Below are 16,787 nucleotides of genomic sequence, written 5' to 3'. Positions count from 1 at the left end.
TGTTTGTGGTTGTACACCTTTACATCGATCTCGTGAGGCTTCACATTTCCGTGCCACGAAAATGCTGCGATACAATGTTCGCTTTAATTCGCGGGGGGCATCAAGTAAAATCCTCCGCTCCAATCCTTACTGGTGCTGTCGGTAACAACGCTTCATGAGCCTGTTAGTTCTCGGAATTAATCACAAAACGGCCCCCGTCGAGCTGCGGGAAAAGGTCGCCTTTTCGCCGCAACAACTTGAGCAGGCGTTAGGGCAGCTTTCCGAGCATCCGCAGGTGCGCAGTTGCGTGATCGTTTCAACCTGCAACCGTACTGAGATTTATGCTGAGCTCAACCAGCCGGGTGTGGGGGTATTGGTGGAATGGCTAACGCGCTTTCATCAGCTCAGTAGCGACAGCCTAATGGCCAGCATTTATTACCATGAAGAGCAATCTGCGGTGAAGCACTTGATGCGGGTGGCGTGCGGGTTAGACTCCTTGGTGTTAGGCGAGCCGCAAATACTGGGGCAAGTTAAGCAAGCGTACGCCAGTGCCGGTGACGCGGGAATGATTTCTGGCTCATTGGAGAAATTGTTTCATAAAGCCTTTGCGGTGGCGAAGCGGATCCGTACCGAGACCGAGATTGGCGGCAATGCGGTGTCAGTGGCCTTTGCTGCTTGCACATTGGCGCGCCAGATTTTTGAGTCGTTATCCGACGTAACCACCTTGCTCGTGGGCGCTGGCGAGACCATTGAACTGGTGGCCAGGCATTTAAAAGAGCACCAATGCAGTCAGATTATTTTTGCTAACCGCACACAATCACGCGCGCAGGCACTTGCCGAGCAATTTGACGCGAAAGTGTCGGGGCTCGATGCCCTTGAAGAGCAACTCTGCCACGCTGATATTGTGATTAGCTCGACGGCGGCGCCTATGCCATTGATTGAAAAGGCGATGGTAGAAAAAGCCTTGAAACAGCGGCGTCACCAACCCATGTTGCTGATTGATATTGCCGTCCCGCGTGACATTGATGAAAACGTGGGCAGTCTCGCGGACGCGTATCTCTACAGCGTGGATGACTTACAGTCGATTGTGGAGCACAACCGCGAGCAGCGAAAGCTCGCGGCGATTCAAGCCGAAGCGATTGTGACCGAAGAAAGTGCTGATTTTATGCGCTGGTTACGCTCACGCGAAGCGGTAGACAGTATCAAGCAGTACCGTACACAGTCTGAACACATTAAACAGGCGGAATTGGAGCAAAGTATTCAGGCTCTAGCCAATGGCGCTGACGCAGAAAGCGTATTACGCCAGCTGAGTAACCGTCTGACCAATAAACTGATCCATCCCCCCACGCAGGCGATGCAGCAAGCGGCGCAAAATGGTGAGCCGGATAAACTGGCGGTGATGCGCGTTTGTCTGGGGCTGGACAGTGACAACTAACGAAGAGACATATGAAAGCATCAATATTAGCCAAGCTAGAGTCGCTATCTGAGCGTTACGAAGAAGTTCAGCACCTGCTCGGCACCCCAGACATCATTAATGATCAGAACAAATTCCGCGCGTTGTCGAAAGAGTATTCGCAGCTGGAAGAGGTGATCAAGTGCTTCAGTGAGTTCAAGCAAGCGCAAGAAGACTTAGCTGCCGCAAAAGAGATGGCCAACGAAGACGACGCAGAGATGCGTGAAATGGCGCAAGAAGAAGTCGCGCAGGCTGAACAAACCATTGCATCACTGACCGATCAGCTCCAGATTTTGCTGCTGCCGAAAGACCCGAACGATGACCGCAATTGCTTCCTAGAAATTCGCGCCGGTGCCGGTGGGGATGAAGCCGGGATTTTTGCCGGGGATTTATTCCGCATGTATAGCCGTTATGCTGAGCAGCGTGGCTGGAAACTGGAAATTATTAGTGCCAGTGAAGGGGAGCACGGCGGCTTTAAAGAAGTGATTGCCCGCGTTGCCGGTGAAGGCGCGTATGGTGTGCTTAAGTTTGAGTCTGGTGGTCACCGCGTTCAGCGCGTGCCCGCAACAGAGTCACAAGGGCGCGTGCATACCTCGGCGTGTACCGTGGCGATTTTGCCAGAAATTCCAGAAGCGGAAGCCCCAGAGATTAATCCAGCTGATCTGAAAGTGGACACCTTCCGTGCATCCGGTGCCGGTGGTCAGCACGTCAACACCACAGACTCTGCGATTCGTATTACTCACTTGCCGACTGGCACTGTGGTGGAATGTCAGGATGAGCGCTCACAGCACAAAAACCGCGCCAAAGCGATGTCGGTATTGGCAGCACGCTTGATTAAAGCGGAAGAAGAAAAGCGCGCCGCAGAAGAGGCATCAACCCGTCGTAATCTGCTGGGTTCGGGCGACCGCTCAGACCGGATTCGTACCTATAACTACCCACAAGGTCGGGTGTCAGACCATCGAATCAATCTGACGCTGTACCGTTTGGATGATGTGATGCAAGGCGATCTTAATAGCTTGGTCGACCCGGTGATTCAAGAACACCAAGCAGACCAACTTGCGGCCCTGTCTGAGCAGCAGTAATGACAGCAACGATTAGCGCACTACTGGCCGATAGCACCACAGAGCTGACCGCTTTATCGGGCGGCGCTGCGGCTGTCGACGTGAGGGCCTTACTCTGTCACGTATTAGGGCAGCCAAGCAGTTACCTCTACACCTGGCCTGAGCGCAAACTCACCGCGGCACAATTGGCGCAATTTCGCCAGCTGTTTGCCCGTCGTCTACAAGGCGAACCCGTGGCGTATATTTTGGGTTACCGCGATTTTTGGACGCTACGACTCAGTGTCTCATCCGCAACCTTAATCCCGCGTCCTGAAACCGAGCTGCTGGTGGAACAAGCGCTGGCCGTGCTGCCTGCCACGCCTTGTCGTGTGCTGGATTTAGGCACAGGGACGGGGGCTGTCGCCTTAGCCATTGCCAGCGAGCGGCCTGATGTTACCGTCGTAGGGGTCGATTTGATGCCAGAAGCCGTGGCCTTGGCAAGCCGTAATGCCCACGACAACCGCCTTCCCAATGCCCACTTTATTCAAAGTGACTGGTTCGACGCGCTCAGCGATATGAACCCGTTTGAGGTGATTGTGAGTAATCCGCCGTATATCGACAGCGCTGACCCGCACCTTCAGCAAGGCGATGTCCGCTTTGAGCCGGCCAGCGCCTTGGTGGCGGAAGAAAGTGGCTTGGCCGCGATTCGTCACATCGGCCAAACCGCGGCCACGTATTTGGTCGATGGGGGCTGGCTGATGGTCGAACATGGCTACAACCAAGGCGAAGCGGTGCGGTCTGCATGGAAAGAGGCGGGCTGGCCTGATGCCAAAACCCAACAAGATTACGCTGGGCTCGATAGAATCACCTTGGCACAGCGACTTTAACTGACACTGATAGGAAGCAGGAATCGTTATGATCTACATGGCCCTGAAGCACACCCACTTACTGACCGTGGTTTTAAGTCTCTCATTATTTGTGATCCGGTTTGTCTGGGTAATGCGCGACAGTGAGATGATGAATAAAAAATGGGTCAAGGTCACGCCGCATGTGGTCGATACCCTATTATTGAGCACCGGTGTGGCGCTGATTTTTGTGACCGGGTTTATTCCCTTCACCGAATCTGGCGCGTGGCTCACGGAAAAGCTGACCTGTGTCTTGGCTTACATTGCCTTGGGCTTTGTGGCCTTGCACTACAGCCGAGGTAAATTATTCCGAACGGTAGCCTTTTTAGGCGCATTAGGGTGGGCCTATGCCGCGGCTAACCTTGCACTACTCAAAGTTCCTCACGTAATGGGATAAACATGATGCCATTAACCGATCAACAATTAGACGCGCTGACATTGGCAGAAGGGGCGGCGACCCTGAACCATGCCATCGACTCGTCAGTCGATGTGCATCAGGTTAAAGCGTCACTGGATCGCCTTGCCGACGAAGCGGAGCACCAGCTTGGTGCCGAGCCCGATATGGCATTACGTCTGGATGGCCTGTGCCGTCTGTTTTATCACCAGTGGCAATTCAAAGGCGACATCGAGCAGTATTTTTCATCGGATAACGTCTTTATTAATAAAGTATTAGAGCGAAAAACTGGGATCCCAGCCTCATTGGGCGCTGTCTTTTTATATCTGTGCGAGCGCTTGTCGCTGCCGGTTAAGCCAATGGCGTTTCCTAGTCAGCTGGTACTGCGTATTGATGAGTTGGAAGACGCGCCGGTTTTCATCAACCCGTTTAACGGTGAACGGGTTAATGAACGTATTTTGCGTGGCTGGCTAAAAGGGAGCCAAGGCCCACTTGCCGAGCTTGAATCGTCGCACTTGCAGCCAAGTGACAACCCCACGATTATCGGGCGTTGGCTCACCGTGGCGAAAAGTGCGCTATTACGGGAAGAAAAATACGCCATGGCGCTGCGTTGTAGTGAACTGGCGCTAACCTTTAGCCCTGATGATCCTTACGAGATTCGCGACCGTGGCTATATTTTCCAACAATTGGATTGCGATCGTGTGGCGGCGACTGACTACGAGTATTTTATTGAGCAATGCCCGGACGATCCGGCGGCAGAACTGCTAAAAATGCAAGTAAAGGCGCTTAACGAAGAGCAACCAACGTTACATTAATGCGTGATCACGCATGACTAAGGATACCTGTATGACGCAAAAAACCGTCCACATTGGTGACACCCCTGTTGCCAACGATCGCCCGTTTACTTTGTTTGCCGGCATGAACGTGCTGGAATCACGCGATTTGGCCATGCAAATTTGTGAGCATTACGTCAAGGTGACCGACAAGCTTGGCATCCCGTTTGTTTTCAAAGCCTCATTTGACAAGGCGAACCGCTCATCAGTGCATTCTTACCGTGGCCCGGGCATGGAAGAGGGGCTCAAGATCTTTGAAGAGCTAAAAAGCACCTTCGGCGTAAAAGTGATTACTGACATCCACGAGCAATATCAAGCGGCACCGGTGGCGGAAGTGGCGGATGTCATTCAATTGCCCGCCTTCTTAGCGCGCCAAACCGACTTGGTTGAAGCCATGGCAAAAACCGATGCGGTTATTAACGTTAAAAAACCTCAGTTTATGAGCCCTGGACAAGTGGGTAACATCGTCGACAAATTTGCCGAGTGTGGCAACGAGAAAGTGATCTTGTGTGAACGTGGTAGCTGCCATGGCTATGATAACTTGGTGGTGGATATGCTCGGCTTTGACGTGATGAAAAAAGCCTCAAACGGCAGCCCGATTATTTTTGATGTCACCCACGCGTTGCAATGCCGTGATCCACAAGGTGCCGCCTCTGGTGGACGTCGTCAGCAAACGGTTGATTTGGCCCGTGCAGGTTTAGGGACCAAAATTGCTGGTTTGTTTATCGAAGCGCACCCAGACCCAGACAATGCCCGTTGTGACGGGCCGTCAGCGCTACCACTGGACAAGCTTGAGCCTTTCCTGGCACAAATGAAAGCGCTGGATGATGTGATTAAACACTTTGCAGAGATTGATATCCGCTAATTAGCGGTCGATCGATACCGATAAGAAAGCTGCCGAAATGGCAGCTTTTTTTTGTCTGTATTGAAACATAATAGGTCAGCCAGTGACGGGCGCGGTCCCTAGGATAAAAGGGGAGGTCAGCAGTTGCTGAGTAATGAGTCRGCAATCTAGACAAGCAATCAAGATATTTAGATGTTTAGACGTCCATTTGTTGACTGGACGGCTAGAGGTCTGTAACCTTGATCACAGTTTTAAAAGAGGTATTACAAAAACTGCCATGACAACATCAGCAAACACCACACCGCAGCCCTCTGCGCTTGCACTCCTCCCCCTACTATTATTCTTAACCCTTTTTATTGGGGCGGGCGTTTATTTCACTTTAGAAGGCGCGGACTACGCGTTTTATCAACTCCCCGCGCATGTGGCGATTCTGCCGGCCGTGATGCTTGCCATTGGCTTGAGCCGTGAACGTTTGAACACCGCCATCGAACAGTTTATTCGTGGTATGGGACACGGTGACATCATCGCCATGTGCTTAATTTATTTGCTCGCCGGCGCGTTTTCCGCGGTGGCCGATGCGACGGGCGGGGTCGACGCCACGGTAAACCTAGGATTGGCCCTTATTCCAGAGAGCTTAATTTTGCCTGGGTTGTTTGTGATTGCGGCGTTTATCTCAACGGCAATGGGCACCTCGATGGGCACCATTGCCGCGTTGGCACCGTTTGCATTGAATATGGCGACAGCCACGGGGCAGGCACCAGCCGTGATGGCCGGAGTACTGCTAAGTGGCGCAATGTTTGGTGATAACCTTTCTTTTATCTCTGACACCACCATCGCTGCGACGCGCTCACAAGGCTGTAGCATGCGTGACAAGTTCAAAGAGAACGTGGGGATAGCCATTCCCGCCGCAATCGCCGCGATTATTCTGTTTGTGTTTAACAACCAAAGCGCACCCGTCGACGAACCAGAGAGTATTAACTATTTGGCGGTATTACCCTATTTGTCGATCATTGTGTTGGCGCTAGCGGGATTAAACGTGTTTGTGGTGCTCACCGCAGGGATTGCATTGGCGTTGTGTGTGGGCTTAATGAGCACCCCAGATTTCACCGTGATGACCTTCAGCCAAGAGGTCAAAGCGGGCTTTGCCAGTATGCAAGAAATCTTTGTCCTGTCGCTAATGATTGGCGGGATAGCGGAGCTAATGCGTTGTCAGGGTGGGCTGAGCTTTTTAACCCAGGCCGTCAACCGTGTGATCGCCCGGTTTGAGAAAAACCGCGGCGCGCATCACTCTCGTGCAAGCGAGTTTGGCATTGCCTTGCTGGTGTCTTTTTCTAACCTGTGCACCGCTAACAACACGGTCGCCATTGTGGTCTCAGGGCAAGTGGCGAAAAACATTGCCAGCGAGCACTCGGTGCCGGCGAAACGCAGTGCCAGCTTGCTGGATATCTTTTCCTGCGTGGTACAAGGCCTGATCCCTTATGGCGCACAAATCCTGCTCCTCGGCGCGAGCTTTGGCTTGTCGCCTTTGGTGATTGTTAGCCATTCTTACTATTGTTTCTTCCTCGCCGCGTCTGCATTGATTGCGGTGATTAGCCGCCGATGGTGGCAAGCGCGTCGCGCTTAATCGCGACGGTTGACACATCACGGCGCTGTCTTTTCTTGTCTAGATAGGTAAGCAAAGGCTGCGCCGTTTTTGATCTGTCTAGAGTGCAGGCTCTAGAAATTTTGTCTCGATCACCAAAGTCGCCTTATCTAGGCGTTGTAAGGTGATCGTAGCAACAAAAATATGAAATCACTCAGCACCATAGCATCAATTCTTTTAGACTAGATAGCGTTTTATAACCACCGACAATGATGTCGATGGTGGTTTATCCATCGCTAAAAAGGTCTATGATCATGAAGGAACGTCTTTGTTTAAAGGCAGCGGTCAGCGCTGCATTAATTGCATCATTGGCAGGCTGTGCCAACTCTGGTTCAGAGACACAAGAGCAAGGTTGGGCGCCAGATACCACTTATAAACTCACCATTCTTCATACCAACGATCATCACGGTCGTTTCTGGCACAACCGCTATGGCGAATACGGCATGGCAGCACGTAAAACCCTAATTGATGATCTGCGCGCAGAAGCCAAAGCGGAAGGCAGCGAAGTGCTGCTACTGTCGGGCGGTGACATCAACACCGGGGTACCAGAGTCAGATTTGCTGCAAGCGGAGCCTGATTTTAAAGGGATGACCCAAATTGGTTACGATGCGATGGCCATTGGTAACCACGAGTTCGATAACCCGCTTAGCGTGCTTGAACAGCAAATGCAGTGGGCTGACTTCCCGATGCTCTCTGCCAACATTTACGACAAAGAAACCGGTGAGCGTAAGTATCAGGCTTACGAGATGTTTGAGCGCAATGGTCTGAAAATTGCGGTTGTGGGCCTGACTACCGAAGATACTGCCAAAATTGGTAATCCAGAATACATTGGCTCGCTCGACTTCCGTGACCCGAAAGCCGAAGCGAAAAAAGTGATCGCCAAGCTGAAAGAAACCGAGAAGCCTGACATCATCATCGCCGCGACCCATATGGGTCACTATGCCGACGGTAAGAGCGGCGTGAATGCCCCAGGCGATGTGGCGCTAGCACGTTACATGGATGACGGTGATCTCGACCTTATCATCGGCGGCCACTCACAAGAGCCTGTGTGTATGGAAGGCCCGAACATGTATAACAAGAGCTTCGAGCCTGGGGATGCATGTACACCAGACCAACAAAATGGCGCGTGGATTATGCAAGCCCATGAATGGGGTAAGTACGTAGGTAAAGCGGAATTTGAATTCCAAAACGGCGACCTTAGCCTTGTTAGCTATGACCTAATCCCGGTGAACCTGAAGAAGAAAATTAAGGTTGATGGCGAGAAAAAACGCGTCTTTATTCAAGATGAAATTGAAAAAGACCAAGCGCTGTATGATTTCTTGAAGCCTTACCAGGACAAAGGCCAAGAGAAGCTGAGCGTCAAAATTGCCGAAAGCAACGGCAAGCTAGTGGGCGACCGCAACATTGTGCGCTTCCAGCAGACCAACCTAGGCCGTCTGATTGCCACCGCTCACATGGAGCGCGCCAAAGCAGACTTTGCGGTCATGAACTCAGGCGGTGTGCGTGACTCTATCATTGCCGGTGACATCACCTATAAAGACGTGCTCAAAGTGCAGCCGTTTGGCAATATGGTCACCTATACCGACATGAGCGGTAAAGAAGTGATGGATTACCTCAATGTGGTGGGAACCAAGCCAGTTGATTCGGGTGCCTACGCGCAATTCGCGGGTCTGTCGATGGTCGTTGAAGACGGTAAAGTCCATGACGTGAAGATTGGCGGTGAGCCTATTGATATGGATAAAACCTATCGCTTCACCGTGCCAAGCTTTAACGCTGCGGGCGGCGACGGTTATCCAAAACTGACTAACCACCCTGGTAACGTCAATACTGGCTTTGTTGATGCAGAAGTATTGAAAGACTATCTGGAAGACAACAGCCCAATCGATGTCAACGACTATGCGCCACAAGGTGAGATCGTTTACAAATAAACGGATGTAAGATTGCCAGAAGAAAAAGCGGTACCGATGCGGTGCCGCTTTTTTTATGTAATCATTAGTGACGGGTTTACAAATAAGTGGCAAAAACGATGACGCCTGCAATCAAATTAGCAGAAAAACAAAGCATTGCGTTTGAAGTTCACCAGTACCAGCACGATCCCAATAACCTTAACTTTGGTGAAGAAGCTGTCCAAGCGTTAGGGCAAGACCCCGCTCGGGTATTCAAAACATTATTGTTTTGTATTAATGGTGACAGCAAGCAGCTGGCGGTGGCGGTTGTCCCCGTCAAAGGTAGCCTCAACCTAAAAGCCGCTGCCAAAGCCGCGGGTGGCAAGAAAGCAACCATGGCCGATCCGCAAGTGGCCCAGCGCACAACAGGCTACCTGGTCGGAGGGATCAGCCCCCTAGGCCAGAAAAAGCGGCTACCGACGCTTGTCGACAGCTCCGCGCAGCAGTTTGAGACTATTTGTGTCAGTGCTGGGCGGCGTGGATTGGAAATCGAACTCTCACCGGACGATCTGCTGTCTTTGACGGCGGGGCAATATGCCGCGATTGGCGAATAAATAAGAAGGAGACACAGATGACTCTTACCATTTGGGCGTCGCTCGCGTTGGTTTGCATGCTTGGGGCGATGTCGCCCGGGCCGAGCTTGGTGGTAATGGCAAAGCATAGCCTTGCCAATAGTCGCTTACATGGCATTGTGGCTTCATGGGCGCATGCCTTGGGGGTTGGCCTCTACGCGCTAATTACGATGTTAGGGTTGGCGGTTATCTTTAAACAATCCCCGTTGCTTTTTACCGTCATTGCCTACGCAGGCGCTGGCTATCTCGCTTGGCTAGGAGTGAAATCATTGCTCAGTAAAGGCGGGGTGGCAGCTAAATTAGAAGCGGGACAACCCGCCAGTTTAGGCGAGGCGGCACGCGATGGGGCGATGATCTCGATGCTCAACCCAAAGCTGGCACTATTTTTTATTGCCTTGTTTAGCCAGTTTGTTGCGGTGGGCACGGACTTATTTAGTCGTAGTGTGATTGTGCTGACGCCATTATTGATTGATGGGCTTTGGTACACCTTGATAGCCTTTTTGTTATCCAGCCCTGCCATTGTCGACAAGCTACGTCACCACGGCGCGTGGGTCGATAAGCTGTCAGGTGTGGTATTGATTGCGCTGGCAGTGCGTGTGGTGGTTACGCTGCAATAGTGAGGCGAGCCAGAAGCAACAAACGGACGCGTTAATAAAAAGACTGGCAAGTGGCCAGTCTTTTTGCTTTTAAGGGCGGTGGCTTAAGTGACGTTCGCGGGTCTCTAGCTTTTTCTCTTGGCTTTTTTTGAGCATCACATATAACGCACCGGTGCCGCCTTGATGACGGAGTGCCGAGTGATAGCAGAGCACATCTGAAATTTGTTGTAGCCACTGACAGACATAGCTTTTCATCATTGCCTGTGGGTTACTGCGCTCGCCTTTTCCATGCACAATAATCACGGTGCGCACATCCATACGCTGGCATTGTTTTAAAAAACGTAAAATTTCATCTCGGGCTTTTTCCAATGACATCTTATGCAGGTCGAGCCTTGCGTTGACGTCATATTTTCCCAGTCTTAGTTTACGAAACACGCCATCCTGTACGCCATCGCGTTTGTAAGCCATCACCTCGTCGGGCTTCACCATCTGGGCGTACTCGAGTGACAGGTATTCAGGATCGCTGTTTGCCAGTTTCTGTGCGGCCTGTTGGCGTGCAAGCTGGGCCTCAGTGGGCTGATGCGAGCCTGTTTGCTCCTCAACCTTGTCCTGCTTGATGGGCGCCACATCTGACATCATTTCTCGAAACAGCTCAAACTCGTTTTTATCACTCATCACTACAGTGCCATGTGCGTCGTGGAGTCATTTGGGGACAGTATAAACGAAAATAAAAAAAGAAACCTAGAGCCACACTCTGTGACCAACCATGCAACTCCAGGTTAAGCAATTATGCTTAAAGATAGGTAGGCAATAAAACAGGTTATTGAGGTTTGGAAGTCATCACTTTGTAGACAAAATAGCCGCCGAAAAAGCTGATCAGGCCAAATGTACAGATGATGACAATCATGGATGACAAGCCCACGGCGTTGCCGAAAAGTAGATCAAGCCAAAAGTCCATAGTCTGTACCCTCGTGTCCGTTAATGTAGGGTCAGGATGCCAATAGGAAGCGGGTTGAATACTGATCAGGATCAAGAGAAATGTCGAACAAATTATCAACATTTGTTAACAACGATCCGATCACAAACTGCGCGCAACTGATGCGAGTTTCACCGTTTAATGCGCTTAAGTGAAAAAATACACGGCGAGGGCTTGAGGTTTCTCGGTGCTTGAGTATGATAGGCGACCTCAGCAGGCAGGATGCACTTAAACGCATACTAAGCTGCTTGACAAGTTTGGTACCTATTCGTAAAACTTGTCAGAGATGTCGGTGAATAGCGCAGTTTGGTAGCGCATCTGGTTTGGGACCAGAGGGTCGGGGGTTCGAATCCCTCTTCACCGACCACTATTTAGGTAGTGGAGAGCGCGTTTGGTCGGGGGCCGGAAGCCCGGTCGCGCGGGGGCCGCCCCATCAAAGCCCTCTTCACCGACCACTATTTTAAAACTGAGTGATCCAAGGTTACTTGGTTGACGTAAAAAGCATTAACGGTGAATAGCGCAGTTTGGTAGCGCATCTGGTTTGGGACCAGAGGGTCGGGGGTTCGAATCCCTCTTCACCGACCAACGCAAAACCCCAGCCTTTTGGCTGGGGTTTTTTCATTTCAAAATGGAGCATCGGAGTTATGCTTGCAGAGGGTCGGGGTCCGGAAGCCCGGTCGCATCAAATCCCTCTTCACCGACCACTATTCGGGTAGTGGAGAGCGCATTTAGTCGGGGGCCGGAAGCCGGTCCAATCGAATCCCTCTTCACCGACCAACAAGAAGCCCCAGCCTTTTGGCTGGGGTTTTTTCGTTTTATTGCAGGTGAGTGCTTAAGGCTTAGGATAGTGCTGGAAAGCCTTAGTATGACCTGTTTCGTCAAATGCCATCACCGTATATGGCTGGTGACGATCGCCATATTCCATACCCGGCGAGCCGATCGGCATGCCGGCGACAGCGAGACCTTCATAGCCTGTATGGGTGGCAAGGAGCTTTTTCACTTCTTGCGCGGGGACATGGCCCTCAATCACGTAGCCGTTGATGCGTGCAGTGTGACATGATTGCATGTCGGCAGGCACGCCCATCTCTTGTTTGATGGCCGCCATATTGTTGTGCGGTTTAACCTCCAGCTCAAAGCCGGCTTGCTCCATGTGCTCAACCCAATCGTCGCAACAGCCACAGCTGGGCGATTTATACACCACGCCGCTCGCGGCCATCGCTGAGGCACTCATCAGGCCCACGGTTGCTGCAAGTAATTGTAAACGCTTCATTATCGCTCCTTGTTACTTATCGTCTGATTTTATTTTGAAAAAACGTAGTCGATTGGCGTTGGTGACAACCGTAATCGAAGACAGCGCCATCGCGCCCCCTGCGATAACTGGGCTGAGCAACATGCCAGTGAAGGGATAGAGGATGCCGGCCGCGACTGGGATCCCTAAGGTGTTATAAATAAAGGCCCCAAAGAGGTTCTGCTTCATATTGCGCACGGCGGCTTGAGACAAAGCAATCGCGTTGGCCAATGCCCCCAGGTGCTGGTGCATCAAGGTGATTTGCGCACTTTCTATGGCAATATCACTGCCACTGCCCATGGCGACACCCACATCGGCTTGTGCGAGTGCAGGGGCATCGTTAATGCCATCGCCGACCATCGCCACACGCTTGCCTTGCTGTTGTAGCGCTTGAATTTGCTCGGACTTACCATCGGGAAGCACACCTGCAATCACATGATCAATGCCTAGCTGACGACCAATGGCATTGGCGGTATCAGGATGGTCACCAGAGAGCATGATCACTTCGAGCCCTTGCGCTTGCAGGTTGGCAACGGCCTCAATGGCATCGTCACGAATAGGGTCACTGACGCCAATCAGCGCTTGCACGCTGTCTGTATTGGCAAGATAGATGGCGGTCTCGCCACGTTGGGTCATGGCGTCGATGTCGCTTTGATGGGAGGCAGTCTCGATCCCTTGTGCGTCCATCCACGCCTGGTTACCAATGAAGTAGCGCGCCCCATCGATCTGCGCCTGGATCCCTTTGCCAGATTCGCTATTAAAGTCGTTTGATGTTGGCAGTGAGAGATCTTGTGCCTTGGCATAATTAACAATAGCCTGCGCCAGCGGGTGCTCAGAATGCTGCTCCAGCGAGGCGGCGATTGCCATTAAACGTTCTTGGTCACCGTTAATCGCTTTTACATGGGTGACTTCGGGTTGGCCGCGTGTCAATGTTCCGGTTTTATCAAACACTATCGTGTGGAGTTTGGCGGCGGTTTGTAGCGCGTCCGCATCACGAATTAATACCCCGACCTCGGCGGCGCGACCCACCGCAGCAGTCACCGATAAAGGCGTGGCGAGACCAAGCGCGCACGGACACGCGATAATAAGCACGGTCGTGGCGGTGACGAGCATATAGCTGACCGACGGCTCAGGGCCGACAACATACCAGATAGCTGCCGTGATCAGCGCAATGGCCACTACGATGGGCACAAACACCGCGGAAATGCGATCGGCAAGCTTGGCCAGCTCAGGTTTACTGCTTTGGGCTTCGCGCACCAAATCGATAATACGCGCCAGCATGGTATCGCTACCGACGCCGGTGGCTTTAAACGTCAAGCTCCCTTTTTGGTTGACTGTCCCCGCGTGCAGCGTGTCTCCCTGCTGTTTGCTGACCGGCACGGGCTCACCTGTGAGCATCGACTCGTCAATATAGCTGCTGCCTTCGACCACTTCGCCATCTACCGGCACTTTCGCCCCCGGTTTTACCCTAAGCGTCATCCCTTGTTTGACTTCATCAAGCGGACGCTCTGTCTCCTGGCCGTTCTCGATAACCAGCGCCGTGGGCGGCTGCAAATCAAGCAGCTGGTCAAGCGCTTTGGAGGTGTTGGCACGTGCGCGTGCCTCAATCGCATGGCCTAGGCTAATCAAACCAATGATCATCGCTGAGGCTTCAAAATACACATGCCGTGCTTGTTCAGGGAATAATGCCGGTGCCACGACGACGGCGGTAGAATACAGCCATGCTGCGCCTGTCCCGAGTGCCACCAAGGTATCCATGGTGGCACGTTTGTGCTTCAGTGCCTGCCAAGCATTGGCAAAGAAGTGACGGCCACCCGTAGCCAAAAGCAAGAGGGTAAGGATGGCTACCGCGCCCCACGCCCACTGATCTTGGCTGGATTGAATGGTCATGCTGCCACCGACTATCCCCCAAGCCATAATTGGGCCACCAAGACCTAAGCCAGCTATCGTACTGCGTTTAAAGTTTTTTAACTCGGCGGCTTGTTGGTGCTGCTGGCGCTCGCGGCGGTCATTATCATCCTCGACTTTTTCTGCGCCGTAGCCAGCGTTCTCCACCGCGTCAACGATAGCATCAGGTGAGGCATTGCCTTTTACTATCGCACTGCGTTCGGCCAGATTAACGCTCACATTGGCCACGCCATCAACGCCACTAATGGCGTTTTCCACACTGCTTACGCAGCTGGCACAGGTCATCCCCGATAAAACGTATTGCTGACGGCTCACGTTGGAAGTTGCTTTCGCGGTGTCAGCGCTGGATGAATGCGCTTGTTCAGAGTGAGAGGCGGCGGAGCCGTTGTGTGCACTGTCACTGGGCTCGGCCCCTGACTCTGTATCACTGTCCATGTCTGAGGTTGCTTCATGATCAGTGTGAGCGCTTTGGTTATCGTCGGTGGCAAGCTCAGCCTGATAGCCGAGCTGGTCAACCAGCTTAATTAGCGTATCAGCACTTAAACTGGTGTGTACATGAGCCTCAGTTTTACTCACCGAATGAGAAAACACCGTGGGCTGCTCGTCCAGCGCTGCTTCGACTTTGGCCACACAACGGCCGCAGTTTAGCCCACTTAAGGCCAAGTGATAATGCTCGCCGACCTGATAGCCGAGCGCTTCAATCGCGGTAACCGCTTGGCGAAGTGGGTACTCGGTGCTTTCACCCAGGGCCTCTAACGACACTGACTGGGTGTCAATCTCTTCAATACGAATCCCGTCGATACCCTCAAGTGCTTTTGTCACTTTTTTCACACAGCCTTGGCAGCTTAAACCACTAAGCGGCAATGTGTAGTAGGTGATATTAGTGTCGGTGGTAGTCATTGCCTCTCCTTATCGCCTGACATGATTCGATGTTGGCGATTGTCGCAATTTTCGTTAGGCTAAACTGTAAACCTTATAGCTACTGGAAGGTCAAGCGAGCAAAATGAAAATTCAACAAGTGGCAGAGAAAACCGGCCTAACTAGCAAAACCATTCGCTTTTACGAACAAAAAGGGCTGATCACCCCGCCGCATCGGGCGGAGAATGGCTATCGGGACTATCGCGCGCAGCACGTGAGTGAGCTGAAAATGATCCGTCGGGCGCGACTGGTGGGGTTTACCTTAGAAGAAAGTGCGGATTTGTTAGCGTTGTCGCGCGATCCGTCGTTACGCAGTGCCGATGTCAAAGCGCGCGCCGAGACAAAATTGGTAGAGATTGATGAGAAAATGGCAGAACTGGCGGCAATGAAAACCACACTGCACGCCTTAACGCAGGCTTGTCCGGGCGATAGTGACGCGCAGTGCCCGATTATCGAAGCACTGCGCGGTGACAGTGAGCTAGGCGAGTTGGACGCCAGCCCCTCAAGTTGTTGTGCATCAGGGGATGAATCGCCCGTGACAAACTAACATTTAGTAAAGCAGCGAATAGAGCTGACGACGATAACGCGACGCCACCTCATTGCCTTGGCCGAGCGCGGTAAGGATGTCCATCAGGGTTTTCTTAGCTTCACCCTCGGCATGATTCATGTCGCGGCGAAGAATGTTCATCAGTAGCTCCAGCGCTTCTTCACTGCGATTAATCTGATTGAACTGCACTGCCAGCTCATAGGCGACGCTGGCGTCGTCTGGGTTTTCTTCGAGTTGAGCTTGAAGACGGCGGATTTCAGGCGCATCAATCGCTTGGTTATGCAGCTCAATCTTGGCGACCAAGCTTTTGTAGGTGGCATCTTGATCTTGCATCAGCACGGTATCCAGCAGCGCTTGCGCCGCATCAAACTGATGAGTCTCGACCAAGCATTCCGCCATCGCCAGTTTGTACTCACCCTTATCGCCGTGACTGGTTTCCAGCGGCTTTAAAATCACCAAAGCATCGGTGTAATTGCCTTCGGCCATAAGCTGACGCGCTTGCTCGAACGCTTGATCTTCTGGGCTTGGAAGGTGCTTGTTCAGCATCTCGCGTACGGTTTCTTCATTTTGCGGGCCAGCGAGGCCATCCACAGGTTGACCGTCTTTAAACAGCGCCAGGGTTGGCAGCGCACGCACGCCAAATTGCGCGGCAATCAGCTGCTGCGCTTCGCAATCGATGGTCGCCAGTGTGAAGTTGCCGTGACTGTCGTGAGCAATTTGTTCAACCGTGGGTTTAAGCTCCACGCTTTCGGGCATCATGCTTGCCCAAAAGTACACCAGCACCGGCGTGCGAGACGACGACTCGAGAATCTGCTGAAAATTATGCTCGGTTAATTCGACGATATAGTTTGCGTTCATCATGGATCCTGACCAAGTGGATTTGCTTTAAGGGTGGGGGCAAACGTGCAGAAATTCAAGCAACTGGGCGTGTATTTGGGCGTGTTAT

At 52.2% G+C, this 16,787-nt stretch carries 16 protein-coding genes and 2 tRNA genes; 13 read left to right on the top strand and 5 right to left on the bottom strand.

Features of this window, described 5'->3' with window-relative positions; genetic code table 11:
• The first annotated feature begins 154 nt into the window (after positions 1-154).
• The 10 genes from hemA to BZG72_RS02125 all read left to right on the top strand — a co-directional run bounded on the left by hemA (position 155) and on the right by BZG72_RS02125 (position 10,225).
• Entirely contained in the window at positions 155-1,414 is a 1,260-nt protein-coding gene (gene hemA, locus BZG72_RS02170) for a glutamyl-tRNA reductase (RefSeq protein WP_046073693.1), read from the top strand.
• A gap of 11 nt (positions 1,415-1,425) precedes the next feature.
• Positions 1,426-2,514 (top strand): peptide chain release factor 1, encoded by a 1,089-nt coding sequence (prfA, locus tag BZG72_RS02165; protein WP_046073692.1) that lies wholly within the window; start codon positions 1,426-1,428, stop codon positions 2,512-2,514.
• A complete protein-coding gene (gene prmC, locus BZG72_RS02160) occupies positions 2,514-3,359 on the top strand; it encodes a peptide chain release factor N(5)-glutamine methyltransferase (RefSeq protein ID WP_077578584.1) in 846 nt (281 codons plus the stop codon). The genes prfA and prmC overlap by 1 nt, the downstream gene beginning before the upstream one ends.
• Before the next feature lie 31 nt (positions 3,360-3,390).
• Positions 3,391-3,774 (top strand): SirB2 family protein, encoded by a 384-nt coding sequence (locus BZG72_RS02155; RefSeq protein ID WP_046073861.1) that lies wholly within the window; start codon positions 3,391-3,393, stop codon positions 3,772-3,774.
• 2 nt (positions 3,775-3,776) lie between these two features.
• Complete coding sequence (locus tag BZG72_RS02150) at positions 3,777-4,586, top strand: SirB1 family protein (RefSeq protein ID WP_046073690.1); 810 nt, start codon at positions 3,777-3,779, stop codon at positions 4,584-4,586.
• 31 nt (positions 4,587-4,617) lie between these two features.
• Positions 4,618-5,469 (top strand): 3-deoxy-8-phosphooctulonate synthase, encoded by an 852-nt coding sequence (gene kdsA, locus BZG72_RS02145; protein ID WP_077665976.1) that lies wholly within the window; start codon positions 4,618-4,620, stop codon positions 5,467-5,469.
• 256 nt (positions 5,470-5,725) lie between these two features.
• The gene (locus BZG72_RS02140) at positions 5,726-7,072 is read left to right on the top strand and encodes a Na+/H+ antiporter NhaC family protein (RefSeq protein WP_077665975.1); all 1,347 of its coding nucleotides are present in this window, start codon (positions 5,726-5,728) and stop codon (positions 7,070-7,072) included.
• Positions 7,073-7,344: 272 nt separating this feature from the next.
• On the top strand, positions 7,345-9,018 hold the full coding sequence (gene ushA, locus BZG72_RS02135) for a bifunctional UDP-sugar hydrolase/5'-nucleotidase UshA (protein WP_046073860.1): 1,674 nt from the start codon (positions 7,345-7,347) through the stop codon (positions 9,016-9,018).
• A 98-nt stretch (positions 9,019-9,116) separates the two neighbouring features.
• Positions 9,117-9,590 carry a Cys-tRNA(Pro) deacylase gene (gene ybaK, locus BZG72_RS02130; RefSeq protein ID WP_077658817.1) on the top strand — a complete coding sequence of 158 codons (474 nt, stop codon included), beginning with the start codon at positions 9,117-9,119 and terminating at the stop codon, positions 9,588-9,590.
• A 17-nt stretch (positions 9,591-9,607) separates the two neighbouring features.
• Positions 9,608-10,225, top strand: coding sequence for a LysE family translocator (locus tag BZG72_RS02125; RefSeq protein WP_046073686.1), 618 nt, complete (start codon positions 9,608-9,610; stop codon positions 10,223-10,225).
• A 69-nt stretch (positions 10,226-10,294) separates the two neighbouring features.
• Here the strand turns inward: BZG72_RS02125 and smrA are convergent, their stop codons facing one another.
• The gene (gene smrA / locus BZG72_RS02120; protein ID WP_077578581.1) at positions 10,295-10,879 is read right to left on the bottom strand and encodes a DNA endonuclease SmrA; all 585 of its coding nucleotides are present in this window, start codon (positions 10,877-10,879) and stop codon (positions 10,295-10,297) included.
• A 145-nt stretch (positions 10,880-11,024) separates the two neighbouring features.
• Positions 11,025-11,162: a DUF3149 domain-containing protein gene (locus BZG72_RS02115; RefSeq protein ID WP_046073685.1), complete on the bottom strand. Its 138-nt coding sequence runs from the start codon at positions 11,160-11,162 to the stop codon at positions 11,025-11,027.
• A gap of 308 nt (positions 11,163-11,470) precedes the next feature.
• On the opposite strand from BZG72_RS02115, the gene BZG72_RS02110 reads away from it, so the two are divergent.
• Positions 11,471-11,547: transfer RNA gene (locus BZG72_RS02110), tRNA-Pro, on the top strand.
• Positions 11,548-11,688: 141 nt separating this feature from the next.
• Positions 11,689-11,765 (top strand) — tRNA-Pro (locus tag BZG72_RS02105).
• 247 nt (positions 11,766-12,012) lie between these two features.
• Here the strand turns inward: BZG72_RS02105 and BZG72_RS02100 are convergent.
• Together BZG72_RS02100 and BZG72_RS02095 are read right to left on the bottom strand one after the other, a co-directional pair.
• Entirely contained in the window at positions 12,013-12,450 is a 438-nt protein-coding gene (locus tag BZG72_RS02100) for a DUF411 domain-containing protein (protein ID WP_077665974.1), read from the bottom strand.
• 12 nt (positions 12,451-12,462) lie between these two features.
• On the bottom strand, positions 12,463-15,276 hold the full coding sequence (locus tag BZG72_RS02095) for a cation transporter (RefSeq protein ID WP_077665973.1): 2,814 nt from the start codon (positions 15,274-15,276) through the stop codon (positions 12,463-12,465).
• Between the two features lie 103 nt (positions 15,277-15,379).
• On the opposite strand from BZG72_RS02095, the gene cueR reads away from it, so the two are divergent.
• Positions 15,380-15,841, top strand: coding sequence for a Cu(I)-responsive transcriptional regulator (cueR, locus tag BZG72_RS02090; protein WP_077665972.1), 462 nt, complete (start codon positions 15,380-15,382; stop codon positions 15,839-15,841).
• A gap of 3 nt (positions 15,842-15,844) precedes the next feature.
• On the opposite strand, the gene BZG72_RS02085 is transcribed toward cueR, so the two are convergent.
• The gene (locus BZG72_RS02085; RefSeq protein WP_077665971.1) at positions 15,845-16,699 is read right to left on the bottom strand and encodes a co-chaperone YbbN; all 855 of its coding nucleotides are present in this window, start codon (positions 16,697-16,699) and stop codon (positions 15,845-15,847) included.
• Positions 16,700-16,787 lie beyond the last annotated feature (88 nt).

The organism is Salinivibrio sp. PR6 (assembly GCF_001995955.1).
In the GTDB taxonomy this organism is placed as follows: Bacteria; Pseudomonadota; Gammaproteobacteria; order Enterobacterales; family Vibrionaceae; genus Salinivibrio; species Salinivibrio siamensis.
Note: the sequence above shows the minus strand (reverse complement) of the source record. Positions and strands in the feature narration are given on the sequence as shown.